This is a genomic window from Aquimarina sp. I32.4 (assembly GCF_002924285.1).
Taxonomy (GTDB): domain Bacteria; phylum Bacteroidota; class Bacteroidia; order Flavobacteriales; family Flavobacteriaceae; genus Aquimarina.
In genome coordinates, this window is record NZ_PGUB01000058.1 from 1 (window position 1) to 13844 (window position 13844).

7 protein-coding genes are annotated in these 13844 nt (G+C 33.2%); 1 reads left to right on the forward strand and 6 read right to left on the reverse strand.

Annotated features, from left to right (window positions below; translation table 11 throughout):
• Positions 1–401: 401 nt before the first annotated feature.
• The 6 genes from CVD18_RS13540 to CVD18_RS13565 all read right to left on the reverse strand — a co-directional run bounded on the left by CVD18_RS13540 (position 402) and on the right by CVD18_RS13565 (position 10315).
• On the reverse strand, positions 402–2876 hold the full coding sequence (locus CVD18_RS13540; protein ID WP_146052788.1) for a glycosyl hydrolase family 18 protein: 2475 nt from the start codon (positions 2874–2876) through the stop codon (positions 402–404).
• A 104-nt stretch (positions 2877–2980) separates the two neighbouring features.
• Positions 2981–5641, reverse strand: coding sequence for a glycoside hydrolase family 19 protein (locus tag CVD18_RS13545; RefSeq protein ID WP_146052789.1), 2661 nt, complete (start codon positions 5639–5641; stop codon positions 2981–2983).
• A 240-nt stretch (positions 5642–5881) separates the two neighbouring features.
• Entirely contained in the window at positions 5882–6976 is a 1095-nt protein-coding gene (locus CVD18_RS13550; protein ID WP_369858600.1) for an acyltransferase family protein, read from the reverse strand.
• Positions 6973–8808: a sodium:solute symporter family protein gene (locus CVD18_RS13555; RefSeq protein WP_103865980.1), complete on the reverse strand. Its 1836-nt coding sequence runs from the start codon at positions 8806–8808 to the stop codon at positions 6973–6975. Before CVD18_RS13555 ends, CVD18_RS13550 begins: the two co-directional genes overlap by 4 nt.
• 5 nt (positions 8809–8813) lie before the next feature.
• Positions 8814–9539: a LytTR family DNA-binding domain-containing protein gene (locus CVD18_RS13560; RefSeq protein ID WP_103865992.1), complete on the reverse strand. Its 726-nt coding sequence runs from the start codon at positions 9537–9539 to the stop codon at positions 8814–8816.
• Positions 9539–10315 carry a sensor histidine kinase gene (locus tag CVD18_RS13565; RefSeq protein ID WP_233194550.1) on the reverse strand — a complete coding sequence of 259 codons (777 nt, stop codon included), beginning with the start codon at positions 10313–10315 and terminating at the stop codon, positions 9539–9541. Before CVD18_RS13565 ends, CVD18_RS13560 begins: the two co-directional genes overlap by 1 nt.
• A gap of 495 nt (positions 10316–10810) precedes the next feature.
• On the opposite strand from CVD18_RS13565, the gene CVD18_RS13570 reads away from it, so the two are divergent.
• Complete coding sequence (locus CVD18_RS13570) at positions 10811–13834, forward strand: carboxypeptidase-like regulatory domain-containing protein (RefSeq protein ID WP_103865982.1); 3024 nt, start codon at positions 10811–10813, stop codon at positions 13832–13834.
• Positions 13835–13844: the final 10 nt, after the last annotated feature.

Below are 13844 nucleotides of genomic sequence, written 5' to 3' on the forward strand. Positions count from 1 at the left end.
TGGTTTTTAGTGTTAGAAAAAGTAAAAAATGTAACCACGAAAATGGCAATGGTCACAGCAATTGCGTTCACTTCGAACCAAACTTGGATGAATTTTAAAAATATAGCACTAGATCATATGTATTTTAGAACTTAGCCAAGAAAATCAATGACATCTAAATACTAAACATTACGCATTGTAATTCAAAATGTCAAAAAGGACCCTAGAAGTTGAGTTTGTGGTTATAGACCTTATGTTCAGGGGTCCTATATTTTGACACTATATGTGTAATTCCAATACAGTTCTTTATATTATTATTATTTGTAAAAGCATCTCTTTTTTGCTTACAAAAGAGGTTCTATATATCCTTGCAAATTAGGTAACTACTTAATTAAGCAATTACCTAAATAAAAATTAACAAGTTATTTCTTAAGTACTTTCTCAAAATAAACGTTATTATCAACATAGATTTTGAAGATATAAAGTCCATTTTTGAGATTTGAAAGATCTTTCACTAATGACTTAGCTGTTTTTGCATTACCCCCTCTAAAAGACTGTGTGTCAATCAATTTTCCAGAAATATGATATACATCAACTTTGATTAGAGAAGTATTTTCTGTATGTACGCTAAGGTTAACCACATCTTGAGTTACAGTAGGGTATAAAGAGTACTCACTAGCCTCTAAAGTTGTTGTACAAACTCCTGTTTTTTTCCAAGCCATTTCCCAATGTGCTCCAGTACCAGGGGCATATGCCCACGCCGAAGAAGAAGAACACCATCCTGGTATATCACATGAGAACTTCTCACCCGTATTCGTTACTTCTTCATTTAATCCATAAGATGTTCCTGCTACATATTGAGGTATACCTGCACAACTTCCAGTTCCTACTTCGGTAACAGTAATTGCAACGGCAGTAGATGTAGTAGAAGCTGTTTGGTTATCAGTTGCTCTTACTGTAATCGAGTAATTTCCAGCTACAACATTCTGCCATGTATACTCATACGGTGCTGTCATATCCTCGCCTAGCATTATTGCCCCATTATAAAACTCTACTTTAGCAATTGTACCATCACTATCTGTTGCGTTTGCAGTAATTGAAATAGGATCTCCAACATTAAAAGACGCGTTATCTACAGGAGAGCTTATATTTACGGATGGTGCTACATTGCTTCCTCCTGTTCCTTTTTTCTTTACAGTAAAAACAATAGTCTTCTCAGAGGTTGCATTTTTATTATCTGTTGCAGAAGCCACCAAGGTAACTTCGCCAAATGCTGTTGGTGTAAAAGTAGCTGTATAATTACTCCCATTTGCCGTAGCACTAATAGGGGTATTATTATGCTTAAAAGTAAAAGATTGAACAGTTCCATCAGAGTCTGTTGCACTTGCTTCTAACGTAACAGGTGAAAGCTCTGCAACCTCTATTATTTGGGTATTTGTTGGAGATTGCCAAGTAACTGTTGGTGGATTATTGATTGTATTATTATTTCCTGCCGCCTCATTGATTGCTTTTAATATACTTGAAGAAGAGTTATAATTAGCATCTTGAGTAAGTTCCCAAATGATTAACCCTTGGTGTCCGTAGTCTTTAGAATATTTCATTTTTGCTCCAGCAGACTTAGGAGTATCAAAATATATCTTCTTGTTCTTTTCTCCTATAAATCCACTTAACTTCTTAGCATCTTTAGGATCGTAGCTTGTTGCCGCATTAGGAAACTCTTCTAATATTTCATTATAAGGAACAAATTTTGCTCCGTTTCCTCCATCAGGTTTCTTTTCAGAAAAATCATATCCATACATAGGTACTCCAAAAACTAGTTTTGATTTTGGCACATTAAATCCACCAGCGTGGTTCCAAGCAGGGGGAGCAAATCCCATCCAATATTCTAATGCATCTTCTGCGCTATAAATAGGGTTATCTGCTGTTTGTCCTTGATACGTTCCTACTGGCACTTTATAAAGAGAAGAATGTGGTCCTTCTGGAGAAGTATCCCATGAACCAGTAAAGTCATATGACATAAGAGCTACCCAATCCATATAATCAGCAATTCCATCATCATAGTTGTTACCATACCATGAAGTTCCGAATACTGCAGCTGTAATCAGTTTATTTGGCATTTTAACTCTTAATTTCTGGCTTAATTTTCTTAAACCAATTCCTGCAGGGTGCGGTCCTTGGTCAGCATCTCCCCATTTGCTTCCACGTACACGTCCTCCTTGATCAGAAGTTCCTGCAATATTAGGATCTGCCCACCAGCACTCCATATCTAAATCAACACCATCCAACTGATTTACAGACACATAATCTGCAATCAAAGTAGCAATTTGCTCTAATTTAGCATCATCATTATGATACTTATTCATTAACCATAAAAATGCAAAATCAGTAGCGCCTCCAAGAGCTACAGAAACTTTTACATTTTTTGCTCTAGCTTTTTGAAGAACTCCTAAATCGGTTAATACAGAATCTACTTTTCTTACGTGAAACTGATCAAAAGCAACTGAAGCAAAATCATTACTATTATAATTTTGATTGTTTTGCTTAAACAATAAAAAAGCAATATTTAAATGTGTAACTACTTCTGGATTAAAGTTATTCTTAATATCATATTTGGCAATCCATGTGGGTAAGTATCCTATAATTTTTTGTTTACCAGCATATCCTGGCCCAAGACCTCCATCTCCACAAGGACTTACCAGTTCCCATGAAGCTGCCCCTGGTTGATCACTAGTGTGATATTTGCATCTATAATTCTTGCCATCTAAAGAGACCTCCTGCCCTTGCTTATAAGGAACATTAGCAGCATCCCATGCAGATGCGCATGTCGGGAAGTTATATTGTGCCTGTACAAACAGGACACAAAAAAACAGACTAAAAAAGATATAAAAATTTTTCATAATAAATAATAAATTTTGAGTTTGATTTGATTTGATTATATAAAGTAAAAGAGTAATATGGGTAGTTGCGTTAAACAACTACCCAATATAAAATTTCAAAAAGGTTACTTTTTTAGAACTTTCTCAAAATAAATGTTATCATCAACATAAATTTTAAAAATATAAAGTCCATTCTTGAGATTTGAAAGATCTTGTGTAAATGAATTTGTAATTTTTATTTGATTTGATTTAAAAGATTGTGTTTCTATAAGTTTTCCAGAAATATGATATAAATCAACTCTTACTTGAGAAATCTTCTTTGTTTTAATTCTAAGTGTTACTATATCTTCTGTAACTGTAGGATACAAGAAATAATCATTAGATCTTGCCTGAGTTATAGCACACGCTCCAACCTTTGTCCATGCTTGCTCCCAATGTGCTCCAGTTCCTGGGGCATATGCCCATGCTGCTGCAGATGAACACCATCCTGGTATATCACATGAGAATTTTTCTCCAGCATTAATAACTTCATCATCTAATCCATAAGAAGTACCAGCTATATATTGTTGAATGCCAGTACAGTTTCCATTTCCTCCGCCAGAAACTACAACATTAACAACTGAAGAAGTAGCAATTGCTCCTTGGTTATCAGTCGCTTTTGCTGTTAATACATAGGTCCCTACTACTGCATTAGTAATAGTATAATTGTATGGACTTGTAGTACTCTCTCCTATTTTACTACCTCCATCAAAGAATTCTACTTTGGCTATTGTACCATCTGTATCAGAAGCGTTGGCTGTTACATTAATAGCAGCACCAGCAGCAAAAGATGCATTATTAGATGGAGAAGTAATACTCACCGATGGTGCATTGTTATTTCCTCCTACTACTTTTTCTTTTACAGTAAATGTAATTGTTTTCTCTGCTGTTTTATTTTGATCATCTGTAGCAGATGCAATAATAGTAACTTCTCCAAAAGCTGTTGGAGTATAATTTGCTATATAGCTATTTCCAGAAGCAGTAGTACTAAGGTCAGTTGTATTATGTCTAAAGGTAAATGACTGTATTGTGCCATCATCTGTAGCACTTGCTCTCAATGCAACAGCAGATAAAGTCGCCTGCTCAATAATCTGCCCGTTTGCTGGAGACTCCCATGTAATTACAGGTGCAGTTCCTCCTGATGTAGCACAGTCTTTTATAAATTCCCATACAGAGGCAGTACCTGGAACACTACCACTACCTGCATACCACTTATTTCTATATATTTTATTATTATATCGTACATAGTTATCCTTGTCTTTATAAATTCTTGTAGAATTCCACTCGGGAATTTCTTGGCAATTAAGATTTACTCCATCCCACACAATAACTTTGATACTAGATGTTGCTGTTGTACCATTTTCAAAAACGGCATTGGCCGTCAAAATATGACTTGCATAGCTTGATGGTGTCCAATTAAATGTAATACCAGTAAACGATTGACTTCCAACTGTAGTAGTAACACTGGTCAATCTAGTATTTTTTTCATCTATTACTAAACTTACTGGCACCGAAGTAAATGTTACCTGCTCTAGCATCTGATTATTCTTTGGAGAAGAAAACGTTACTTGTGGTTTTTGAGCACATGGTTCAGCAGTTAAATCAGCTGCATCCCCACCATACTTTGACATATCTTTACATCCACAATCAGAAAGATCATGCACTCCATCCATATCCGTTCCTATTCCGTAAATTCCAGCAAACCTTTCATAATATCCTATTCTATCTAATACTTGAGGTTTCTCTGTTCCTTGTCCACATTCTACTCCCCCGTTAATAATATTTACAGTCATTCCTAATCCTGGAACTCTATTTTTGGTAATATCTAATTCATTAGGTACCCACCTACTTACCATTACATCATGAGCAGATGGTTTAGGGTATTGTGGTGTCATCCAAAACCAAATCGCTGTTTGAAAAGCTAGTGCTGCATCTTGAATCACTAAATCTGGATTGTCTAATAACACTTGCTTGTCTCCGAATATAAATTCACTTGCAGGCCCATAATTATAGTTATATGACAACTGTATTGGTCCCCTACCTTTATATGATTTACCAGATGTTGGTGGGTAGTTAACATCAGGATAAGCATACGGTGCATTTGTAGGTTCTTCTCTAAAATGAAGACCCCATGAGAATTGCCCTCCTGGTGCAGTAGACCAACCTCCAGTAGTTTCATGAGAAATATTTGCAAAAAAAGCAGTAATTTCTCTTTTTCTAGTTTCTAAACTTCCTTCTTCTAGAAAAGATGCATAGTCAATTTCTTCTTTAATAATTTCTTTATCTATATTTCTTGGTGCATCAAAATCTACATCTGTTCTTAGTAATTTTGATATGTTTGTCGTTTTGTCTATACGTGTAATTCTATATGCATTTGTACTACATCGTCGTTCAAAAATCACTTTTATCTTGCTCATTCTATTTATAGCTTCGACAAAAGAATCAAATGTATAAAAATCGTCTTTAGGATCTAGCACCCATACACCACCCCCTGTATCCTTGGCTCCAAAACGATAAGGAAACAAAGTATCCCACATATTTTTATCTATCAGTTCATTAACCTGAACAGGGATTGGTAGTGTAGTAGAGTAATCCATTATAGAGAAGTAATCTTGATTAGATTTCTCTGGATATATATCTTTAGAAAATGTTAAATTAATTGTTAGAAATAATGCGGCAAAAACCATCATCCATGATCTTTTCCGTAAAATCATATAGTTTTTTGGAGTAATGAGTTTGTGTGTCATTGTTAAGGTTATTTTGTTTATAAGATTTGTTCTATTTATTTTAAGTTATTCATAAACACAACATTAAAGTTCTGTTTTTAAGACTTATTGAAGAAATAAAATATACGAGCAACACTTTTTTACATACAAAGACCATCAGATTAATAACGAATGAAACACACGGGTATATAAAAAATGAACTATACCAATCAAGCGTAAAAAACACTCAATTGATATAGTTTATATAGTAATTCGGAATACTTAAACTTTAATAAAAATCTTTCTCTTATATAAGAAATACGCCATAACAGTATAAAAAGCAACTACAACTAAAGCATAAAAAAGAGAAGATAATCGTTTATCCATAGATTGATAAACAAAAATAGTATCGTATAAATATTGATGCACCGATACCTGTGCGTTTATTTTTATCAAATAAAAAGATTTAGAAATTATCATTGATAAAAAATAGATAACAATAGCATTTGCTCCTACATATTTAACAATATTGCCAAAATTATACTTCCTATCATCTAATAAATAGTGAAACAATACTAAGAATAGAGTTGCATAACCAGATGTAACAAGTACAAAACTACTACTCCACAATGCTTTATTTATAGGAAAGAAAATACTCCATAAATAACCAACAAGAATAAAGCCTACTCCAACTCCTGTCAATATTTTTAACTTTTGTTTTATCTCTCCCGTCAATATTTCACCTATACATATCCCTGTAATTGCAGATACTATTGAAGGTAATGTACTAAGAATTCCTTCTGGATCGTATTCTGGTTGCCATATATGTCCTTTTAACAATAGACAATCTACATAGTTTGCCCAATTATTTGTACCTCTCTCTAAAATTGGAGACACCCCATCTGGTAACGGAATATATGCTAGCCATATCCAATATCCTACAAGAATAAAAATTGCAATAAAAATTAATTGTTTTATGTTACAATTCAAATACAGTATAGAAGTTATACAAAATACAATCCCTATACGTTGCAAGACTCCAGGAATACGTATTGCTTCTGTTTGTATAAATGGGAAGTATGGTAAAAACACGTTGATAAATAACCCCAACAGAATTAGTTTCATACTCCGTACTATAATTTTCTTATATATCGTTGGATTTCCTTTTTTCCCTCTGTATACGAATGCTATAGAGATACCTACAATAAACAAAAAGAAAGGAAAGACAAAATCTGCCAAAGTAAGGCCATTCCATTCTGCATGTAATAGAGGTTTATATACAAAAGACCAATCACCTGGTGTATTTACCAGAATCATAAGCATGATCGTAAGGCCTCTTAAAAAATCTACTGATTGTACTCTTTTATTTATTTTCACGACATCATACTCTTACCTAGTGATCTCCATACTTTTACTAACAAGAAACCTGAAACAGCCGCAATTAAGGCTATAATTCCTGCTAATGTATAATCACCATATATTAAGTTTCCTACAGCAAATAAGCAACTATATACCAAAACACAACCTAACAGCATTGCCAAAATTCCTGAAGGAACTGTCCATTTCTCTCTAGATTCTACAATCTCTATTCCTTCATCTTTTGCTTCATCTACAACTTTTTTCCACCCAGGGCCTCCTGGCTGAATGCTTTTATAAAAGAATTGTAATGTTTCTTTGGATTCTGGTTTTGTGAGAAAAGTAACTACTATCCATACAATTGATGTTATAATCACCATTGCTATAAAACTAAACCAAGAAGGAAAAACACCTGATATTGATTCTCCAACATCATTTGTGTATCCAAATAAAGTATCTCCTAATGGTGTAAAAGTAAGAAGTAAAGGAATAATCATTGCTGAAAACATCACAGAGATCTCACTCCACGCATTAATTCTCCACCAAAACCAACGTAAAATATACACTAAACCTGTTCCTGCACCAAACATTAATATGATATCAAATAATTGTTTGGCATTGGTAAGAAATAAAGCAAGTATCGCACTAGCAACCATCAAGATTACTGTAGTAATTCTTCCTACATTAACTAATTCTTTTTCACTAGCATCTTTTTTAATTTGTTGTTTGTAAAAATCATTCACAATATAAGATGACCCCCAGTTAAGGTGTGTTGATAACGTAGACATATACGCCGCTCCTAAAGATGCTAAAACAAGTCCTAATAATCCTGCTGGTAATTTTGTTAGCATAGCTGAGTAAGCTAAATCATTCCCTAATTTACTTGCTTCTACATTAGGAAAAGCTTCTTGAATACTTGCAATATCAGGATACACTACCAAAGAGGCTAATGCTACCAAAATCCATGGCCAAGGGCGTAATGCATAGTGCATAATATTAAAAAAGAAAGTTGCTCCTATTGCATGGTTTTCATTTTTGGCAGCTAGCATACGCTGTGCTATATAACCACCTCCTCCAGGCTCTGCTCCAGGGTACCATGAACTCCACCATTGTACTGCCAATGGTATAATTAATATTCCTATCAATGCTTCTGTATTAGAGAAATCAGGAAAAAACGATAATTTATCAGACACATTAGGATGTGTAATCATATTCGATAACCCTCCTACTTCTGGAAGGTTTACTAGATAGTATGAAGCTCCAACTGCTCCTACAATAGCCACAAAGAAAAGTACAAAATCAGTATAAATAACTCCTCTAAATCCTCCTAAAGAACTAAAAACTGTAGTTACAACACCTCCTATCAAAACAGTTTGTATTGGTGATAACCCCAACATGATCTGCCCTATCTTGATAGCGGCCAGATTTACTGCAGCCATAGCAATTATATTAAAAACTATCCCTAGATATATGGACCTAAATCCTCTTAAAAAACGAGCTGGCTTACCACTATATCGTAATGCATAAAACTCCAAATCGGTTGTAACATTTGATTTACGCCATAATTTTGCATACACAAAAACCGTTAAAAGACCTGTTAGTAAAAAAGCCCACCACACCCAGTTACCAGCAACACCATTTTGTCTTACAATATCTGTTACCAAGTTAGGGGTATCTGTAGAAAAAGTAGTCGCTACCATAGAAAAGCCGAGTAACCACCACGGCATATTACGACCTGACAAAAAATACTCTGCGGTATTTTTTCCAGATCTCTTAGAAACCACAATACCAATAACTAAAGTGGTTAAGAAAAAGCAAGCTATAATTATGTAATCTAATGTTGTTAAAACCATTATTTTTATTTTAATAAATTTGATTTGTTTTTTAGTATTCGTTGTTTGGCATGAGCTGCATAATTTCTTCCAATAGGAATTCTTTTATCCCCTACCTCTATAAGATTTCCTTCTACAGACTTTACCTTATCTATGGCAATGGTATATGACTTATGGATTCTTATAAAATTCTCAGAAGGAAGTTCTTCACTAATACTTGACAAAGATTTATGTGAAAGAAAAGTGTCTTCTAAGGTACTTACTCTAATATAATCTTTAAGACTTTCTATATAGAGGATATCACTTAGAAGTATTTTGACGAGTTTTTTATCTACTTTTAAAAAAACATGTGCTGGCTGAATTAAATCAATAGAAGGTTCATGCTTTTTTATAGCAATAAGTCTCGCTGTCAATTTGTTTATAGATTTCAAAAATCTATTAAAAGAAATTGGTTTTACCAAATAATCAAGGACTTCTAATTCATAGCTTTCTAATGCATATTCTTTGTAAGCAGTGGTAATAATTGCTTGAGGGTATTCTTGTAGACTTTTTAAAAACTCTAAGCCATTCATTCTAGGTAAATTAATATCTAAAAATATCGCATCTACACCACCCTGTTCTAATATAGACAATGCTTCGATAGGATCTTTAAAAGTACCAACTATCTGAACATTTTTAAATTCTTTTAAAAAAGATTCTATAACATCTATTGCCAACGGCTCATCATCAATTATGATACATTTAATCATCATCATATGGGAATTTTAAGCAAAATCGAATATTCATTATTTTTTTGTAATATATTTAGTGCAAAGTCTTTTTGATAAAGAATTTGTAATCTTCTTTTTACATTTTTTATTCCAATTCCATTATTAGAATTATTAGGTTCTAGTTCTTCTTCATAATTATTCTTAGACATAAATATCAATTCATTTTGAACTCTCTCAAACGAAATTGACAATTCCATTTTATCATTATCCTTAAGTCCATGCTTAAAAGCATTTTCTATAAAAGGCAAAAACAACATAGGAACCACTTTTACATCATCAATATTTCCTTCTATATCTATTGTACAGCTTACTCGATCACCATATCTCATTTTTTCGAGTTCTATATAATTATCAATATGATCAATCTCTTGTAAAAGAGGTAACTTCTTTTTACTTGTATCATAAATTACATATCTCATAAAGTTAGATAATTTCAATACAAGATTAGGTGCTAGATCAGATTTTTTTATAGTAAGTGAATAGAGACTATTAAGAGTGTTAAAAAAAAAATGGGGCTGTATCTGTGCCTTAAGATATTTGAGTTCTGTCTTATACTGCAGTTCACTCAAATACCTATTTTTACTTTGTACAATTAGAAAATCTGCCGTATATTTTATAGCAGAGGTCAGTCCCACTACATATAACTCTCCTATCATCACCGCCACAACATGATTAAATCCAAACGGAGCGAGTCTACCTTCGACTTCTGGCCAAATATCCTCTGTTACCAACAAAAGATTAAGTCCAGATCTCAACATATAGTGAACTCCTAAAGACAAACATAAAAAAAATATATAATACACATATTTCTTTTTGAAGATAAATTTGGGTACTAAAAAATAAATATTAAAATAAACCAAAACTATATGCAAAGGGAATTCTACCAAGTTAGATTTTAATGAGTACCAGTAATCATTAAAGTAGCTCCCCCAGCGAATTACATTAAATAAAAAATAAATACTCCAAAAATACAGGTGATACTTCTGTTTAATAGTTCTTTGCACTCTTCCCCTTTTTATTTAAAAAATTATCAAACAATACCTCTTAAATTTGTCTTTTTTAACAAAAATTTTTGAAAAATGTAAGACTATTTGTAGAGAAAAACAAAAAAAATAAAGATATCAAATTTTCAAAAAACTATTATCCATTAATGTATGTCGATTATTACTAAAACGATGTCGTTGGTCTAAAAAAAATTTTGTTAAATAATTAAAACGCTAATTTCAGATCATTCAAAAAAACCACATATTAATATGAAACAAAAAATTTTAACCTTAACCATTTTATTGTTTTCCTCCTTACTGAGTTTTGGGCAGGGAACCCAAATTACAGGGCTAGTATCAGGAGCTTCGGATAATATACCATTACCTGGAGTGAATATTATTGTAAAAGGGACTACAAATGGGGTACAGACAGATTTTGATGGGAATTACACCATTACTGCATCTCCTGGAGATGTAATTCAATTTTCTTATTTAGGAATGACTAGTAAGGAAGTAACCGTAGGAAGCGATACGGTAATCAGTGTTCAATTAGAACAAGACGCTGAACAACTTGATGATGTAGTGGTAACTGCATTGGGGATTAAAAAGACGCGAAAATCACTTACCTATGCAGCTCAAGACATTAATGCTGCTGAATTAACAAAAGTAAAAGACGCCAACCCAATCAACAGCCTTTCTGGTAAAGTAGCTGGGGTGGTTGTAAACAGAAGTTCTTCTGGTGTAGGAGGATCTGTAAAAGTAACACTTAGGGGTAATACTTCTACTAGAAATAATCAACCATTATATGTTGTAGATGGTATTCCTTTATTAAACAACTCTGCTATCCAACCAAATAATACTTTTGGAGACAATCAAAACGGAGGTAACAGAGATGGTGGAGATGCTCTATCACTGATCAACCCAGATGATATAGAAAGTATGACTGTATTAAAAGGAGCTTCTGCCTCTGCTTTATATGGGAGTCAAGGTTCTAATGGGGTTATTTTGATCACTACCAAAAAAGGGAAATCTGGTAGCTTTAGAGTAAACGTATCTTCAAATTTTACAGTAGATGACGCTGCTTATTTAATAGATTTAAAACCAGCTGCCGAAAAAAATGTTGAAGATTTCTTGAATACGGGAACAACAGCAATCAATTCTGTATCTGTTTCAGGGGGAACAGAAACTGCGCAAACTTATTTCTCATACGCCAACACACAGGCAACAGGAATAATCCCAACACATAATGTAAAAAAACATACATTAAATGTAAGAGAAACTGCTAAACTTTTTGATAACAGACTGACTGTAGATGCAAATATCTTACTATCAACTCAAAAAATACACAACAAACCAACTTCAGGATTCTTTTTCAACCCATTAGTAGGTGCTTATTCCTTTAATTCTCCAAATGAAACATTAAGAGATTATGAAGTTTTTGAAGAGTTTAGTCCAGTTAGGAATTTAATGGGACAACGTTGGTTTAGAGGAACATCTGATATTGAACAAAACCCATATTGGATTATAAATAGAAATACAAGTGATGATTTGAATCAAAAAGTACTAGCTTCTGTTTCTTTAAAATATAAATTCAATCCATGGTTATCTATACAAGCTCGTGGAAGCTATGACCAGAATTTTTACAAATTTGAAAGAAAATTACATGCAACTACAAATGCAACTTTATCTGCAAACAGAGGTCGTTATTTATATAATGAAGTAGAAGACAATCAAATTTATGGGGATATCATTGCAACTATCAATACTCCACTTTCGGATAGCTTTAATTTAACAGCTAATATAGGTACTAGTATAAGAAAATCAGATTTAGGTAAATCTATTTTATTAGACTCTGGTGTTGCTGGTAACTTAAAACTCCCTAATATTTTTACATTCTCTAATTTTGAGGTAGGAACAGAAGGGCTTAACCCAGTTATACAACAAACACAAGCAGAAGACAAAGAAGTACAATCTATTTTTGCTAGTACCACTCTTGGATATAAAGATATGCTCTTTTTGGATTTGACAGCCAGAAACGACTGGTCTTCTAGTGTTTTAGAATCTTTCTTTTACCCATCTGTAGGTCTTACGGCTGTATTCTCAGAAATGATGGAAATGCCCGAAGCTATTACTTATTCAAAAATACGCGCATCTTATGCAGAAGTAGGTAATGATGTACAGAGTTTTGCTAACAATCCTATTAGTTCTATTGGTACAGGTCAAGGAGGTTTAAACCCTCCTAGTGTAATACCATTGGTTCCATTGGTTCCAGAAATTCAAACTTCTTTTGAAGTTGGTACAGAATGGAAATTCTTCAACAACCGTTTAGGGTTTGATATTGGATATTACAAAACCAATACCAAAGATCAATATATGGAAATAGGAGCTCCCTCTGGACAACCAAATTATCAAGGAAGAACAGCTCCATTCTTTTCTATTAATGCAGGTAATTTCGAAAATACTGGTGTTGAAATTTCTGTTACAGCAACCCCTATACAAAATGATAATTTCACATGGGATACTTCTATAAATTACGCTAGTAACAAAAATACAATCATAGAATTAGATGAAAGACTAGAAGGTGATTTTATACCTATCACAGATTTTAGTGTAAATTCATATGCCTTATTAATACGAAAAGGCGGTTCTTTTGGTGATATTTATGGTAGACAGCTTCTTAAAAATGAAAATGGGCTACCTATATTTACTGTAGATGGTGATACTCGATCTTTTGCTCCTATAGATACTTCTGAAGATGACCCTACTATTTCTGGAGGGTATAAAAAATTAGGAAATGCTAATCCTGATTTTTCATTAGGATGGAATAACTCTTTTACTTATAAAAACATTACCTTAAACTTTTTGGTAGATGGTAAGTTTGGGGGAGAAGTAATGAGTATAACACAAGCACAAGCAGATCTTGAAGGTACATCAGATAGAACTGGAGATATTAGAGTTTTTAATGGTAGTACTAATACAGAAACCACAATACCTGCTTCTGAATATTATCAATTAATTGGAGGAAGAAATGGTTTTACTAGTGAATATGTTTATAAGGCTACAAATGTGCGTTTAGCTGAACTCTCAATAGGCTATAAATTTAAATTAAATGAAAACAGCTTTTTTAAATCTATTAATACCTCATTAGTAGGCAGGAATTTATTTTTCTTTTATAAAGATGCCCCATATGATCCAAACGTATCTTTAAGTACTGGTAATGGATTACAAGGTGTGGACATATATGGAGCTCCTTCTACAAGAAGTATTGGACTCAATGTAGGGTTATCATTTTAATAAAAAGGAA